Origin of the sequence: Natronosalvus rutilus, from assembly GCF_024204665.1 — an archaeon.
In the GTDB taxonomy this organism is placed as follows: domain Archaea; phylum Halobacteriota; class Halobacteria; order Halobacteriales; family Natrialbaceae; genus Natronosalvus; species Natronosalvus rutilus.
Map to the genome: position 1 here is coordinate 3,455,289 of NZ_CP100355.1, position 16,821 is coordinate 3,472,109.

Here is a 16,821-nt window from a genome sequence, read left to right on the forward strand (position 1 = left end):
GGGTTCTGCGCCCGTACCCATCGAAAGCGCCCACAGATCGCCTTGGCAAGCGTTATACGCGGCGAAACCAAACTACCGTCACCGATGACACGTGACTCCGCCGGAGGTTCCGGCGATAGTAAAGACGGAAATGTTTCCGTCGTCTACGATCTCGCTCCCGATTGCACCGCTTCGGACGTCGAACCCAACCGCCCGTATCTCGCCTCGATCAACGGCATCGTCGAATACGGCATTTTCGTCGATCTCTCGGAGAACGTCTCCGGCCTCGTCCACGAATCCGTCCTGGAGGGTACCTTCAGCGTCGGCCAGGAACTCGCCGTCGAACTTGAGGAAGTTCGCGACAACGGCGACATGGCCTTCCAGCCGGCCGACGTCGACCTGGAGGAGGACGACTACACGGTCGAACCCGTCGCCCACGACTATCCCCTGACCGGGACCGACCGCCTCGAGGCCAACGTCGGCGAGCAGGTCCACCTCGAGGGCGAAATCGTCCAGATCAAACAGACCGGCGGCCCGACGATCTTCCACATCGCCGACGAGTACGGCGTCGTCCCCTGTGCCGCCTTCGAGGAGGCCGGCGTTCGCGCCTATCCCTCCGTCGAGGTGGGCGACATCGTTCGCGTCACCGGGACCCCCGAAACCCGTGAGGAGAGCGTCCAGATCGAGGTCGACGGCCTCTCGAAACTCGACGGCGAGGACGCGACCGAGGCCCGCGAGCGACTCGAGGCCGCCCTCGAGGAGCGCGCCCAGCCCCACGACGTCGACCCGCTCATCGAGTGGCCCGCGTTCGAGAAGCTCCGCCCGAACCTCATGGAGGTCGCGACCCTCCTCCGGCGAACCGTCCTTGAGGGACGACCCATCCGCGTCCGTCACCACGCCGACGGCGACGGCATGTGCGCGGCCGTCCCCCTCCAGCTGGCCCTCGAGAACTTCATCGCCGAGGTTCACCAGGACGAGAACGCGCCCCAGCACCTGATCAAGCGCCTGCCCGCGAAGGCGCCGTTCTACGAGATGGAAGACGCCACGCGCGACCTCAACTTCGCGCTCGAGGACCGCGAGCGACACGGCCAGCAACTGCCCCTCGTACTCATGCTCGACAACGGCTCGACGGCCGAGGACGTGCCCGCCTACGAGACGCTGGCCCACTACGACATCCCTATCGTCGCCATCGACCACCACCACCCCGACCCCGACGCCGTCGGCGGCCTGCTCGACGCCCACGTCAACCCGTACCTTCACGACGAGGACTACCGGATCACGACGGGCATGCTCTGCGTCGAACTCGCCCGGATGATCGACCCCGACCTCACCGACGACCTGCGACACGTCCCCGCCGTGGCCGGCGTCTCGGATCGATCGAAGGCCGACGCGATGGAACAGTACCTCGAACTCGCCGCCGAAAACGGCTACGACGAAGACCGTCTGCGAGACGTCAGCGAGGCCCTCGACTACGCCGCCTTCTGGCTCCGCTACAACTCCGGCGATCACCTGATCCAGGACGTCCTCGAACTCTCCGACGCCGACGAGGACCGTCACCGACGCCTGGTCACGTTCCTCGCCGACCGCTCCCGCCGGGATGTCGACCGCCAGCTCAACGCCGCCATGAACCACGTCGAGCACGAGCGCCTCGACAGCGGCGTCCACCTCTACCGGATCGACGTCGAGAACCACGCCCACCGGTTCACCTACCCCGCCCCGGGCAAGACCACAGGCGAGATCCACGACCGCAAGATCCAGGAGACTGGCGATCCGGTCATCACGGTCGGCTACGGGCCCGACTTCGCCGTCCTGCGCAGCGACGGCGTCCGCCTCGACATTCCCCGGATGGTCTCGGAACTCGAGGCAGAGATCCCTGGTGGCGGCGTTTCCGGCGGCGGCCACCTCGTCGTCGGCTCGATCAAGTTCGTCAAGGGCAAGCGCCAAGACGTCATCGATGCCCTCGTCGAGAAGATGGCTGCCGCGGACATCGACGAGGCGCTCTCGAGTGCGGCGCCGCTCGAGAACTAGTCAGAAGTAGATCCGCTCGTCGTCGACCGATTCCTCTTGTTTCCGCTGGCTCTCTCCACCCCGACCATCGAACGCGAGCCGATGCCAGCCCAGTACGCCCGCGGCGATCACACCGACGCCGACCGCACCGAGTAACTCGAGCGGGACGGGAAGCGGCGTCGTCTCCTCCCAGTCGGCCTCGAAGACGGCCGTGTAGTACGACGCGACCGACTCGCCGTGGAGGGCCAGGACGACTTCGCGATTGTTCCGGAGCGAGTTCCAGTTCCAGTTCAAACTCCCGAGAACGACCGTGTCGCCGTCGACGATCACTCCCTTCGCGTGAATCTTCTCGAATCGCTCGCCAGGTTCGACGAGTCGAGCCTCGAGTGGCAGGTCATCCCTCGCCGCGGCCGTCTCGAGTCGCTCGATTACCTGGCGATTGTCCGCCTCGTTGTACCAGCTGGCATCGAGGAGGACGCGCACTTCGACGCCGCGTTCGGCCGCCTCGATCGTCGCCTCGAGGGCCGATGCGTCGTCGCCGATGCTGGCCTGGGTGACGTCGATCGACTCTTCGGCCCCCTCGAGCAACTCGAGGAGCCGACCCTCGGCGTTGTCCGGCGCGAGCAAGAGTTCGGCTCCCTCGAGGGCTACGGGTTCCGGTTCGTAGACGGTCGGGTAGGTCACAGTAGCTGGATCGGGCTCGACGAACGTCGCCGTCTCGTGGTGGTCAGCCCAGGAAGTGACGTCCCAGCCGTCCGCGTCGGCTCGGAAGACGGCCTCGAGGTCGCGGGCGAACGCACGGTTCTCGACGACGACACCCCAGCCGCGACTCGAGGCGCCGCCGAGTCCCGACGGCGACCAGTTCTCGGTGCTGACGAGGACCGTTTCGTCGACGACGGCGTACTTGGGATGGGGAAACATAGTATCTTGAGTAACTAATGAACAAAGGTTATGGTGATAGGCTTTGAATGACTAATTATGGCGAGAGTGAATCTTGAGGTGCAAAAAGAGACTAAAGAAGAATGGGAAAAAGCTGCGAAGAACGACCCAAATGCAGGTGGAAACCTTTCTGGGTTCGTTCGTTCCGCTGTAATGGCCAAAATCAACAATAATTCTGAATCACATGGGAAAGAGGATATTCACAAGGAAATAACTGAACTAAAGGACATGGTCGCCGATTTAACCCAATCGTTACAAACAACTAATGCCCGTCTCAGTGAACTTGAGACTGATATCAGAAGTGACCCCGAAATAGAGAAATTGGCTAACGAATTATTCTCTCGACTTCCTACTGAACGTGAATTCGAGGAATGGCATGGAGGAAAGGGAGAGAAGCTAAAACTCGACCAACAGCCCGAAGAAAAAAGAACTATTGTGAAAGCTGAACGCGGTGGAGAACTCGACGCATTTACAGAAATACTTGACTGTAGCCCGCTTGAAATCCAAGATGCGATTAATTATCTTATGAAAAGCACTCCTCTCATCCAAGAGGCTGAAATAAGTGGTGAGACGCGGGTTTACAGGGAAAAATAGATATGCACGAGACCATTTCTTCGTTCCTTGAGACCAAGAAATCTGGTAATGATAACACGTATGCAAACACCAAAACCGCTGTTGGACATTTCACTCGATGGCTTGGTGAAACCGACCCCCGTGAAATTGATGCATTGGATATCGAAGAGTTCTGCCGGTGGCTTAAGAATAAAAATGGGCTAGCAGAAATCACTTGTATTAGATATGTGCGTTCTATTTCTAGCTATTACGAATACATTCAGAAGCGTCAAAATGGGCCGAGGAAGAGGGGTGAAATAGATAGAAGAAAAATTGTGTACGATAATCCTGTACACGAAGCTGATATCGCCGGTCAGTTCGATGCCTCAAGAGATACAAAGCGGTCAAAGGAACTAAGAAAGGACTACTTTGCGCTGTCACTTGGTGAAATGAAATTAATGGTTGAGAATGTTCCTGACCCAGTATTTCGAAATCAACTGTTATTCAAAGTCATGGGACAAACCGGTTGTAGACCCGGTGAAATCACCGATATAAGACTCCAAGACGTAACCCAACCCGAACTATGGGATAATAATAGAATTCGTATACGGGCTTCAAAGACTCAAAATAACCGAACAGTTAGATACAGTGACTCTTTAAAGTTTTATTTAACTCAATGGATTGAACAGGGGGAAAGAGATAGATTCTATAAAGCCGGTGAAAGTGATTATTTGTTCCCAACTCATAAATCCGATTCAATTAGTTCTCGGCGTATACAAGAAATCACACGCCAAACAGCTGAAAATGCAGGAATCCAGGAAAGGATATACACAGATTCTAAAGGTCATCCTCGATACAAAGTAACCGCTTATGCTTTCCGTCATGGCTTCGCTGAAAACATGGTTCTGCAAGGATGTGACTTGGCCAGACTGAAGAAACTGATGGGGCATACAGACATATCAATGACTCAGAAGTATCTCGACCCCAATGATGAAGCCCTGGATGAAACAATCCCATTTATTCCCGAGGTTTGAGGCTTGTGGTAGGTAGAGATTGAGAAATCGGAGTTCGCCTTTTTTGTCCTAAGATAGTGTTATAGGTCCTCTTCACTGAAAACCAGCCTTACACTGTTCTCCTCAAGCCACTCTGCCTTCGTTTTGTAGTTAGGGATGTATTCCCCGACGAGTTGCCAAAACTCTCGGCCATGATGTTGTTCGGTCAAGTGCGCAAGTTCATGGACGACAAGGTAATTGACGACCTCGGGTGGGGCCATGATTAACCGCCAATTCAAACTAATCGTTCCACTTGTTGAACAGCTGCCCCAGCGCGTTCGTTGATTACGAAGTTCGAGTTTCTCGTATTCTACGCCCATACGGTCTGCGTAGTGGTCAACCCGGTCGGTAAAGTAGTCTCGTGCCCGACTTCGATAGAAGTTCTCTAGTACCTGCTTGACTGACGACTGTTCAATAGCACTCTGACGTAGACGAATCGAATCGTCGGTCACCACATGTTTTGAACGTGGTTCAATGACGAGTTTTCGGTCGTCACCGAGATAGGGAAATCGTTCGCCGGCATCAAAAGTTCGGTCGGGGACTTGTTCACGGTAAGTGTCGTAGGTTCGTTGCTTGTCCACAACCCATGCTGCATTATCCCTAAGCAACTCTGCTGGCTGCACTCCGTTAGACTCCGGAACCACGACTGTGACCCCATGTATATCCACGTCAATTCGGGGTTCAGTGGCGTCAGGACTACGGCGTACTTCGTACTCAATAACGTTTCCCAACAGGTTGATTTCCCGGTGTTGGGTCTTAGCCATGGTTCTGAATCAGGTAGTCTCGAATCGCGTCTATGAATTCGTCGTCGTCTCGGATTAGGTAACCAAGGTCGTATTCCACAACCAGCACGTCTAGAAGGATACGTTCGATTTCAGCGATGGTTTGCTGGTTCGTCTTCCACCCGTTGTACCCACGGTCAACACGTTCTCGGAACTGGAAAACGATTTCTTCTGCTACCACTTCGGCTTCTTCCTCGGAATCAACTGCGTCCGGTGTCTCTTCGGTGAGATGAGTATAGATAGCGAACTCAGCATTGTCCATCCCTTGTTCTTCAGCTTCCTCTTCAACACCCAATATTCCCTCTTCGACCGATTTCAGGGCTTCAACAGCCTCGGGGTCGCTTATCTCATCTCGCTGCCAGCGTTCGACTATGTCAGTGACGCGTTCACTGAGGCGTTTGTAGCGTGGGTTCTGGTTCTCTCGGGGATGAAGATGGTCGCGAGTAGCGTGGGCAATCTGTGACGCTTTCACACCCGGATTATCCAGCCCCTCGACGTCTTCGAGGTACTCTTCTCCGAGTTTGTATGTCGGGAAGTCACGCTTGATGTCGGTGATTTCGACGTTCTCGCTGATTATCTCGCGGGTCTTCTCGCGCATGTCCTCCTCGGGGCTATTGTCACCGGCAGTGGTCCGCTTGAACGCGACGTGAATCCGACTCAGCCACTTGTAGTCACGTTCAATCCCTTCGTTGATGAGTCGCTTGTCCGGTGCAACGGACTCATAGAGGTTCTGAAGCCGCCGGAACCCCTGTTTGAATCTCCGACGTTCAGGATGAGTACTAACGCGTTCGACGGCTTCATAGGACGCCTCTTGGGTATCGTTTTTCGGTATCCCATCGAAGATGTCCAATACCGTCTCTAACTGGTCAACGAGGTCGTCGTAGAGGTCATCTTTATCGCGGGCAGCATAGGCTTTCGTCTCGGCGTCGTAGTCCAGTGCCTCGTCAATGTTCTCGAATACCCCTTGAAAGTCTACAATCTCGCCGTTCTCCTTCCCTTCGGCAGGTCGATTTGTCCGGGCGATAGCCTGCATGAGGTTGTGGTTTTTCAGATTGCGGTCAAGATACATCGTCTTCAGAATCGGGGCGTCAAAGCCCGTCAGTAGCATGTTGTGGACGACCAGCAGTTTCGGGGTCTCCTCCTCGGCTTCCTCGTCAGTTTGCTTGAACGCCTTGATGATGCTGTCGCGTTCCTCGGGGTCTGTGTGGAATTGCTGAATCAGGTCAGGGTCATCCTTGGTCGCCGTATAGAGTACTTCGACGTCGTCCTTACCTCGATGGTCGATTAACCGTTCACCGTACATTGCTGCCGACCGCCGACTTGGCGTGACGACCATTCCCTTCCAGCCGTTCGGTGCAACGTGTTCATCGTAATGTTGGTCAATCTCTTCGACAACCCGGTCTACTCGAGGTTCGATTTCTGCAAGGGTAGTCGCGTTGACGTTTTCACGGATGAGGTCACGTTTCTCGTTCGTACTTAGCCCGCGGAACTCGTGTTCGAACTCTTCGTCAAGGCCAGCCTCGTCAATCTCCCACTTCATCTCGTGACGAAGCGTGAAGTAGACTGGAAGAATCAGCCCGTCATCGATGCCCTGTTTGACTGAGTACCGGTGAAGATAGTCCTCACCTTCGGGTGAAAATTCGCGGAAGGTGTTTCGGTCCTCATAGCGTTCGCCCTCTCTGACCGGAGTTCCGGTGAAGCCGAAATGATAGCAGTCGGGAAGCGCAGCATCAAGACGACTGCCGAGGTCGGCTTCCATGAATCGGTGGGCTTCATCGGACATAACGATAACCTCGTCATTCCCCTGTACGTCCGGGTCTACGTCCTCGAACTTCTGGATGGTCGTGAGAACGAGTTCACTTTGGCCGTCCTCAATAAGTTTCTGAAGATGTTTGATACTTTTGGCTTCAGTCCAGTGTTCTAGCGAGAGGTTGGCCAGCTGGTCCCGCATTTGGCTGTTCAGCTTGTCCGTGTCCACGATGATGAACACCTGTGGGTTGCGGGCTACGTCCCGTGAGAGGAGATTCTGGGCCGCGTATAGCATTGTGAAGGACTTGCCTGACCCTTGAGTGTGCCAGATGAGACCCCGCTTGTGGACGTCCTCATGGACGCGGTGGAGAATCGCATTGACAGCGTAGTACTGCATGTAGCGCGGAACGATTTTCACGTCTCCGCCGGCACGCCGTTCGTAGAACACGAAGTTTTTCAGCAGGTCAAGTATGGTGTAGGGATTGCACAGTGCCATGATTGCCTGCATCATCTCATTGTCGTCCTCGTATTCTGGAGGCGCGTCGTTCCAAGGTTCGTAGAACTCCTTCGATGCACCTACTGCCCCGTAGCGGAGTTCCATTGTGTCGGCGGCAATGTTGAACAGTCCGGGGACGAACAGCCGTAGGACATTGTCTTCGTAGTCCAGCAGGTCGCTGACAGCATCATGCCAATCGTTGTCCTGTGCCCGACTCTTCAGTTCCATCGTCACTATCGGAATCCCGTTGACGAAAAGGTTCACGTCCGGACGGATGGTCTTCTCTCGAGAGACAGAGAACTGATTGACGGCGTGGAACCGGTTGTTCCCGGGGTTTTCGTGGTCAATCAGGTCAACGTAAATTGTTTCGGTCGAACCATCGTCGCGCTGTACAGAGAAGGTCTTGCCTTTGGTGAGTAGTTCGTGGAACGTGCGGTTCCCGTTCATTAAGTTCTCGACATCGAGGTCGCGCTTCAATGATGAAATGAACTTTTCGACGTTGTCCTCGGTCACCTCATCATTGAGTACGATGACCTGTTCTGTCAGAAGGTCCCAATAGACTACTTCGTTGCGTCGCCGGTCAAAAGCGTCATCAAGGATGTTTGCCCCTCGTCTCCCACCCTGTCCGTGGGTTTCCCATCCAATAGTGTCAAGCCACGATAGAAGCGAGAGTTCAACACCGCTTTCGGATGGGATTATCGTCATTAAAACCCCCTTGTTGCTGTCTCGTAGTTTGCTGTCCAAATGATTAGACCAATTAACACATACGCTAAGACTGTGATGACGGCTTTTACCGGTCTATCGAACACCAATGCAACCAGTGGTATCATCGCGTTCACAAATTCCAAGATAACTATCCCTATCGTAGAGGCCAACTCCGAATTTGAACCTGAATACATTGGTGGGAGTATCTGTAAATACGTCAATAGAATATTGACGCCGAAAGCAAATGTCGAACCGGTGGCGTACATATTTCGCCATTGGCTTGGACCGGCGAGAAGATTTCCGATAGCGTAATTCAGACCTCGTTCACTAACCATGCTATGCAATTTCGCCGGCCACCTCTATGTTAGTGTCGGTTGTTCTGACTTTCCCCGCGAGGAGGTCTTGCATTAGTCCTTCTTTGAGATTTCTATATTGATTCTGAACTTTGATGTTCTCCGTTATACAATAGTCAATAGAACGAAGGTGTTCACCAATTTCTTTCTGTTCTTCTAAGGGGGGAACAGGAATAGTAACATTTTCTAGCACTGGTTTAATCACTTCAGTAAAGGTACTCCCCCACCCGAGACGGTTAAGATAGTCTTCCATTGTGGAAATACGATAATATAGGTACCAGGTGTCTAGTCTTTCTCCAGGAATCAAGTCTTTGAAGGCCCTACTGGTTGTTACCTCTACCTCATTCACCGCACACAATCCAACAGTCGCTCTAGTAGTCAGAAGGACACTTTCAGGTGGGACAAGATTTGACGAGACTTCTTCCAAAGCGGCCTGAGTTACTGTTTGTTCAGTCTCAGCAATCGTTGGACCATCCAATGAACGAATATCTTCGGGAGTTGCCCATGGGATGTCACCTCCCCAATACTTATCTACACCAGTTGGGGGTTCTGTACGGCCAACAATCTCCGTGATATCGACCAATCTTTCAAGTGACCAATCTTTTGGAAGCTTTCCGAATATGGAATCGGTCTCTACCAATTCATGTTCACATACCCCGCGCTGTAGCAGATTCTGACCCAATCCTTTTTTTACTCGCCTATACCCCGATATGATTTCCTCGGTCTTCTGAATTACTTGGTCTACGGTGTAGAGTACAGCGGCAATTTCGCGCTGTTCTTTAAGAGGCGGCTGTGGCAAGAAAAACCGTTCCATTTGAGATTGGTTGATACTGGATTGACCCACAGCTGCCTTCGACATTCGGAAGAAAACATCTTGGGCCATCGGAGAATCATAGACATAGTAGGCAAAGAAGGGGTTGAACGCTTCCGAGGTGTATCGAATACGCAGGAGATTCATACCATGGTACAGCAGTTTTTCACCCCGATATATCGCGGTTTTTCCGATTTGTTCCCTACTATTGATATTACTGAAAAGTAAATCACCCGGCTTTAATTGGTCCTTGTTATAGGTTTGGTTATTCTCAATATACCCTACCTTTTCGTGGTTTACCACCCCATCAGCAATCGTTTCAATACGTGAGACTGGAATACCATCGCCATCCTTATTTTGTGACTTAGATATGCCAGAACGAATATATTCGAGATGGTCTTCTGATTTTTCCCAAGTCCAGTCTTCGGGTAAATCGCCGAATGCAACGTGTTCTATATGCGCAGCTTGCGGTACGTTGGCAGTAGCCGATACACCCTCACTGTCATCATCTGCCACCGCTTCTAACGTTAGCTGGTCATCACTCATAGTTTAGCACCTCCATGTGGCCGTCTATCCGCGTTTCAATCTCGTCTCGTTCAGCCTGGAGTTCACGTAGCTTCGCCAGTTCTTCTTCCACGTCAACGTCTTCTTCGGGTTCAGCCGTATTAACGTACAGCGCGATGTTCAGGTTGTGGTCATTTTCCCGAATTTCGTCCAATGATACTGTCCGACTGACCCGTTCCTCAGTTGTCCACTCGCGGAAATTCTTAACGATGTGGTCAAGACCTTCGCCAGTGAGTTCATTCTGATTTGAGAGTTCCTCATAAAACGCTTCGTCGGCGGCGTGAATGAACTGCACTTCGGTCTCACGTTCGGTGGGCTTGTCGGTGTTCAGCACGAGGATAGCTGACGGAATTGAGTTGTTCTGAAAGAGGTTCTCGGGGAGGCCGATGATTGCTTCGACCAGGTCATTCTCCAGCATTGGCTTCCTATACCGCTGTTCATGCTTTCGGAACAGTACGCCGTGCGGGATGACGATGGCCGCTTTCCCGCCAGTACCGTCCTTTTCGGGCTTCTTCAACTGCTTAGCCATATGCATGATGAACGCGTAGTCACCCCGGTCGGCACGCGGGAGTTTCTTGTGCCAATCAAAGCGGCTATACGGGTCGTCTTGGAGTTCACCTTTAGCCCAATCTGCGGAGAACGGGAAGTTGGCGAGAACTCGGTCAAACCGTGTGAGTTCGTTGGCGTCGTCGTCAGTGAATGCTGGATTCGATAGAGAATCCTCCCGTTCGATAGTACCCGTTAACCCGTGGATGGACAAGTTCATCCTCGCAATTGCAGCAACATCGGGGTTGATTTCTTGCCCACTGAAGGTCAGTTTCGAGGGGTCGCCATTTTGGTCTTCACGATAATACCTTGCAGCCTCGATAAGCATCCCACCAGAACCCACAGTCGGGTCGTGGAAGGTGTCACCATCTTCGAATTCATCCACGAGACGAACGCACAGACGGACGATGTGAGGCGGCGTAAAGAACTGTCCACCGGACTTCCCCTCTTCTTCCGCGAAGTGGCGAACGAGGTCCATGTAGGCCTCTCCAAGCATGTCTGGTGGTACACTGTCACGGTCGAGGTCGTATCTGTTCAGATGTTCGACCAGCTTCCCGAGGCGGTCGTCGTTCAGCGCATCAGCGTCGATGTAATCGGCCCGAAAAACACCCTTCAATTCAGGGTTCTCCTCAACTAATGCATCGAAGGCTTCGTTCAGGGCTTGGTCAACGTTATCGCTGACCGACCGTAGGTCGTCCCACAGATAGCCTTCAGGGACAACGGGGATATCATAGAGATTCTTTCGACGGGCGAAATCCTCACCGTACTCTTCGACGTTTTCGGCATACTGCTTTTCGAACTCGTCGGAGGTGGATTTGTAGTAGACAAGTGGTAGAATATATTCCTTATAGTCGGTCGGGTCAACTGCATCTCGAATGATGTCCGCACATTTGAATAGGTGAGATTCCAGTTCGTCTAGCGAAATGGCCATGTCCAGTCTATCCCACTCACCTACCATATGTTCTACGGTAGGACTACGAGAGGTTCGAACAGGTGAGGAAAGGAATTAGCAAAACATTCTCCAAAACCGTCTTTTATTATGATGTTATATGAGATTACATGTCGTCCAAAAATCCTTTCAGTATTCTCGTTTTGTTCCCCTACATTCTCGGGTCAACTGTTCACACAGCCATGCAGCTTATCCTCTACTCACAGAATATCAGAACCTATGCGAACTGGGTCCTTGTAGAGGGTCAAACTGGAAACGACCAAACTGTGACACTCATTGAAGGAATTATCGACATTTGGCTTCCGGTTTATCTCAACCCACAACCTATCGATATCCTAATGGTATTGGGCCATTGGATATTGGGAATCTTTCTTTTGGTAATCATCCCGAATGGTTTTTGGGATAAGATTTCTTAGGAGTAGTCAGTCTTGGCATATCTTCTAATAACGACTACCGATGGGCGAAGAAATAGGTCCAGTGTCGAGGGAATAGTGCGGACTGATGAGACTCTGGACAAACTCTCCCCCTTTCAGGGTATTAATAATAATCTCCGAGATTAACCGGATTCCGTGACAACCCTTATGGCCACTCCAATTGACGCCGATACAGCGCATGCCAACCTGAGTCAAGCCATTGGGATTCACCGCGGTCAAACCCGTTATGCCATTCTTTTTCCGTCCGACCCTGAGTCCAGACAGTCCATCCAAGAAGTAGTGAACGGGGTCCGCGGGGATATCGTTGCCCCATACTTAGCACCGTAACCTCCTACAAAGCCTCATTCTCGCCAAGACGGATTTGTTATCGTGTTTCCACCGCGGTCTCGACGTGTCAACTTTGCGCCGTGCATGATACAGGGTATTCCCGTTGAACCTGTCCCCAGTCATATAGACAAGTACTGATTCCCCCTCTCAAGGGTGTCCTCAGGCGACTGGTTTGCACTACATCGACCCTCCCGCGTACCCTCCATTGGATACACTTTGTTCTTGTTCAGTTCTTCGGGTGGACTGCAGAACACCATGCACCGGGGTCGTTCCACAGCTGCTTGCTTATTAGAAGCTTAGACTAAGGGTATATAAGCAATCTGTTGCAGTGTATTACTAAAATTGGATGAAAGAAGTGGAACGACCCCGGTGCAGAGGGTACGCTAGAATATTTTAGACCAATAGCAATAACTATTGCGCATATTGCTGTAGTGGTGTAGAGTATTTCTAAGACTACTGTACCAGCGAATAAATAGGAGGACCACACATTCATCACATAATTATGTATATGGACACAAAGCCCCACAATAAAACAAGAACAGTGGTCCAATAGTGACTTCTTCTATCTGCTTGAGTTTTCACCCAATGTCGAAGTTTCACTAAGTTCAAGACCCGTTTTGTCTCGAAATTCGGTGAGTCAATAATTTTTTCAGTATCTCCATTTTCAAATTCAACTGCAACAATAGCCCGTTCGCCTTTAAAAACATCCTCTTCACTAATAGTTAAAGTACCTCCACCAGATTTTGGGTTTTTATGGATTAGTTCAATTTTTGTGGGTGTTTTAGAGATGTGGGTGTGTTCTCTTATTGTATGTGCCAACTCCGAGAACCCTCGTTCACCCTCTTCTAAGGTTGCAAAGTATTCTAATTTATCTCGGCCCTTGTCGATAGGTCTTTCCTGTTCAACTTCCCTAAGATATTCGATTCCAGACATCGAGTTTCGATAAAAGTATGAATATCGAGGATACCATAATGGTACAATTGCAATTAAGGCTGTGAGGATAACTCCAACTATTCGAAATCCCATAGTGTTAACCACAATATCGTCCTTCTTATTTATCGACGATAATGTTATTTTCTATACTCATTAATGGAACGGTAGATGTGTAGGGACCCTTAGAAATAATATAGGCTCTCTGCCACGAAATCTTTAGGCATGGGTCCCTATCACCCCTATCCTCACAAAACCCCCTTAAGGGGGGGGGGTAGTCTCTTGAAAGCAAAACGCGAAACTAACACCAGTCATCAGCCAGTAATAACGAGGGACGTATAGAAGTTTATTACTCGAAATCTTCCGCGATTACTTGATTATGATAAGCAAGATATTGAGGTCCAATCGCGTGGCCATCTTCTACTAAAAGTTCGTCACCATCGATTTCAGATTCGTAAAGATGGGATATTTCGTGGGTTTGAGGGTCTATCGTTAGCATCCCATTCTCGAGGTCGATGTGATGATTTGGGCATAGAACAACCGTATTTTCCGGTGTATCTGGTCCATCATCTCCAAGGGCCATTAGATGGTGGACCTCGCTATATGCCGTGTCAGGCCCCTGTAGACGTCGTTCACCACAAACTTGGCATCGGTCATTGTATAATCGTTTAAGTTCTCGAACGAGGACCTCATTCCGAACAACGTCGTCTCGAACCGTCTGTCGGCGTTCAGTTGATGTGTTTCCATCGGGTAAATCGACGACCTCGGCTTGAGAAGACGGTCTATCGTCCTCTGATGCCCTCGAGTGGCCGACGTCTGCCATGGGTTCTATTGGTTCCAATTCAAAGCGAATAGCACTCCGAGTTGTTCCCGTCGAATCAGGGAGTTCTTCCCGGAACCAGTCGGTGCAAACGTATTGTCCGACATACTCCACATCGCCATCACCAAGAGTCCTGAATAAGTGTAGTTCCCTATCGTCCGCACGATGGTCTCTAATAGCTTTGTTGCCATGGTTGAAGGCCATGTCACCTTCAGTGCCTTCGCCGGTATACACTACCGTTCCATCCTCTTCTATCGTGTCTCTGTATCCCTCATCGGTCTCGGAAAAGGACGTGAAGAGTAGCACAATAAGGGTATCACGGCAAGGTGAGATGCCACGTTGTCGTTGCCCCCCGAACTCGTCATGAAGGGTACTACGGTTGTAGGTCTCCCCACCATCGAACCGAGGTAGATACAGCCATTTCCCTAGTTCATCGTGTCGTCGTATTCGCCCCCATTTCCGGTCTGCAAGTCGCTGTTGGATGTCCCTCACTGCATGCTGCCACTCGGGTTGATTCTGGCCGTTCTCATGGGCTTCGTCGCATCGATAGGAGTCATCACATAGGTCGGGATACGTTGCCTTCACAGCCGGATAGATGTCTTCTGTGAGGTCCTGTAGACCGGCAGGTACACAATCCATCTCTGTTTCCAGCAATTGTCGTCGTAACTTCTGAACGCGTTTTTCGTGGGTCATACCCCCCATCGTTTCAACTCGATTCGCCAACTTCCGTCCCTCTTCTGTTAAAGAAACCGAGTTCCCAGACCGTTCGACATAGCCGAGGACCTGTAGCCATTCCCGGTGACGAGTAGCGACCCCCGGAGAATCCATATTGATATCCTCAAATTCGGTCTTCAGAAGATGCATGATATCTTCGTCTGTCATAGGGCCTTCCAGCAGCTGTGATAGAATCGTGTTGAACCCTTTCACGTTCGACTGAAGCGCCTCATAGAGAACAGAGGAGGCAGATGTCTCGAGGTACTGGTTTCCTCGCCAATCAATGGAGACCTCGTCATCACCCAGTTTGATTAGTTCGATGGCTTCCAAGAAGCCGAGGTGATGGTCTATCGCATCACGGCTAGTAGCTTTTGTATTAGATAGAATCCAATCTTTAGCCTCTGACCGAGTTACAGGGTCGCCTTGGACGAACAAAAGAAATCGCTGAAGTAATTGAAGACGTCGGGTCGTCCCTCCATAGAAACGGTCGGTGGTTAGACGACGGTCGTCGGTCATTGAATATTAGTCAATTTATTTGAAAGAGGATAAATATAGTCTTTCAAGCTATCACTCTATGTGGAATGAAAGGGCTAAGGCGGTACTATATAGATAAATTTGTGAGGAAGGCACCAACGTGACCTATTTTGGTTAGTGCTAATTCTGTATTTAATCTTCACCCGTCGAAAGTTCTGCATCCCTTCTAGAAGTGAATAACCACCATTTAGAGAAGGTGTCTTTAAGTTTTAATACGGAATTTATTTTAGCAGAATTTTCACCATTTATATTGTCATCATGAACACAATATAACTCACTTCCAGCAATCTGTTTAATTGACCCTTGGCCAATTTCTTCTACAATACGTTCAAATTTCGAGTTAGCGAAGGTCTCCGGGATAGGAATCTTAATTTTGGATAAATATGAATGGATTTCTAACTTAAGAATGAGTGATTCATTCTCTCGATAAACATCATTAATAGGGACAAGAGAGATTTTTGATGAACTTTGTGTTCGCGCTACCTTCAGCCGTTCATATCCTATCAAGTATTTCTCGGGAATAGATGAAGCGTATTCTTCAACCTGTTCAATACCTCTAGAAAGAGGACTGTCAGCATACGGATGATACATTAGTGTGCCAGCCCCCATATGAATACCACCTGCACCTTCATACGATGGCTTAATATCTATAATCTCATTTTTGAGTGGTTCCAACTCACCTGTAAATGGACTGCCCGTATCAGTATGCAACTCTTCCAACTCTTTATATCCCCTAAAATCAGGTTCTAATTCTAATTTGAAATACTTCCCACTTACTAATTCAATCCGAAAATGAACAACGCCATCATCTGTAGCACCTACAGCACGAATGGGTGCTTTTACTACCTCATTATTATGGAATTTTTGACTGAGGTTGTATGCCTTCATGACCTCTTCCGAGATAGTTGTATCCATTTCAGAGATATCCTGTTCTTCGATAGTGTCACGTATCCTGTCCTCTGGTTTTACGTGGTAATACTCTAACATAGGGGCATTCAAAACTACTATTTCGTTTGGGTTGTCACCCCTGAACTTAATGCTGACAGATTCATTAACAAGAGGAAGGAGGTCACCCGTGAATGGAACACCAAGGCTGTAGTGCAAATTTTCAAGTATATTATATTCCATATGTATTGCACCAAGGCTAAAGATGAAATCGCCTTGGCCCGGCATTGTGATTTTTATCAACACAGAATTGCTATGGATTGGCTTTTTATGGACGCCTATCGAAGATATATACCCCTCAACATATCTATTTTCTTTTAGAATTTTTTCTTCTAGGTATTCCTCTTCTAACTCATCAAGCCCATTGCTTGACTCTGAATTCATACTATAGTCAAGATGAGAACCCATCATATATAACCTATCTTGGGAATCTCGTTTCATACACAATGGGTAATCATCCTCCAGGCAAATATGCAAAAGTGAACACGGGTTCTGATTTATTCCGGAACGATAGCTGTTGATTTACACTCGGGAAATGGGGTCCTTGTCCCGTATGTCTCATTGAGTTAATTCACTGATAGGGGTATGACTCGAATCTAGCTTTGACCTCTCACCGGTATACTACTGGCCTGA

General features: G+C 50.4%; 11 protein-coding genes. 3 read left to right on the forward strand and 8 right to left on the reverse strand.

Translation table 11 applies throughout. From position 1 onward, the window contains the following. Nucleotides 1-84 precede the first annotated feature (84 nt). On the forward strand, nt 85-2,007 hold the full coding sequence (gene han, locus NGM29_RS16835) for a Hef-associated nuclease (protein ID WP_254157849.1): 1,923 nt from the start codon (nt 85-87) through the stop codon (nt 2,005-2,007). On the opposite strand, the gene NGM29_RS16840 is transcribed toward han, so the two are convergent. Next, entirely contained in the window at nt 2,008-2,907 is a 900-nt protein-coding gene (locus NGM29_RS16840) for a phospholipase D-like domain-containing protein (RefSeq protein ID WP_254157851.1), read from the reverse strand. It lies immediately after the preceding gene. A 57-nt stretch (nt 2,908-2,964) separates the two neighbouring features. Between NGM29_RS16840 and NGM29_RS16845 the strand changes: the two genes are divergently transcribed. Further along, nucleotides 2,965-3,519, forward strand: a complete 555-nt coding sequence (locus NGM29_RS16845; protein WP_254157853.1) for a hypothetical protein — start codon at nt 2,965-2,967, stop codon at nt 3,517-3,519. A gap of 2 nt (nt 3,520-3,521) precedes the next feature. Continuing rightward, entirely contained in the window at nt 3,522-4,511 is a 990-nt protein-coding gene (locus tag NGM29_RS16850) for a tyrosine-type recombinase/integrase (RefSeq protein WP_254157855.1), read from the forward strand. A 59-nt stretch (nt 4,512-4,570) separates the two neighbouring features. Here the strand turns inward: NGM29_RS16850 and NGM29_RS16855 are convergent, their stop codons facing one another. The 7 genes from NGM29_RS16855 to NGM29_RS16885 all read right to left on the reverse strand — a co-directional run bounded on the left by NGM29_RS16855 (nt 4,571) and on the right by NGM29_RS16885 (nt 16,629). Then, on the reverse strand, nt 4,571-5,293 hold the full coding sequence (locus tag NGM29_RS16855; RefSeq protein ID WP_254157857.1) for a M48 family metallopeptidase: 723 nt from the start codon (nt 5,291-5,293) through the stop codon (nt 4,571-4,573). Next, nucleotides 5,286-8,261: a type I restriction endonuclease subunit R gene (locus NGM29_RS16860; protein WP_254157859.1), complete on the reverse strand. Its 2,976-nt coding sequence runs from the start codon at nt 8,259-8,261 to the stop codon at nt 5,286-5,288. Before NGM29_RS16860 ends, NGM29_RS16855 begins: the two co-directional genes overlap by 8 nt. A gap of 336 nt (nt 8,262-8,597) precedes the next feature. Beyond that, on the reverse strand, nt 8,598-9,971 hold the full coding sequence (locus NGM29_RS16865; RefSeq protein ID WP_254157861.1) for a restriction endonuclease subunit S: 1,374 nt from the start codon (nt 9,969-9,971) through the stop codon (nt 8,598-8,600). After that, entirely contained in the window at nt 9,964-11,466 is a 1,503-nt protein-coding gene (locus NGM29_RS16870) for a type I restriction-modification system subunit M (RefSeq protein WP_425499268.1), read from the reverse strand. The genes NGM29_RS16865 and NGM29_RS16870 overlap by 8 nt, the downstream gene beginning before the upstream one ends. Nucleotides 11,467-12,737: 1,271 nt before the next feature. Then, nucleotides 12,738-13,271 (reverse strand): hypothetical protein, encoded by a 534-nt coding sequence (locus NGM29_RS16875; RefSeq protein ID WP_254157865.1) that lies wholly within the window; start codon nt 13,269-13,271, stop codon nt 12,738-12,740. 253 nt (nt 13,272-13,524) lie between these two features. Beyond that, nucleotides 13,525-15,039, reverse strand: a complete 1,515-nt coding sequence (locus tag NGM29_RS16880; RefSeq protein WP_254157867.1) for an SRA domain-containing endonuclease — start codon at nt 15,037-15,039, stop codon at nt 13,525-13,527. A 336-nt stretch (nt 15,040-15,375) separates the two neighbouring features. Beyond that, nucleotides 15,376-16,629 (reverse strand): hypothetical protein, encoded by a 1,254-nt coding sequence (locus tag NGM29_RS16885; RefSeq protein ID WP_254157869.1) that lies wholly within the window; start codon nt 16,627-16,629, stop codon nt 15,376-15,378. Between the last annotated feature and the right edge of the window lie 192 nt (nt 16,630-16,821).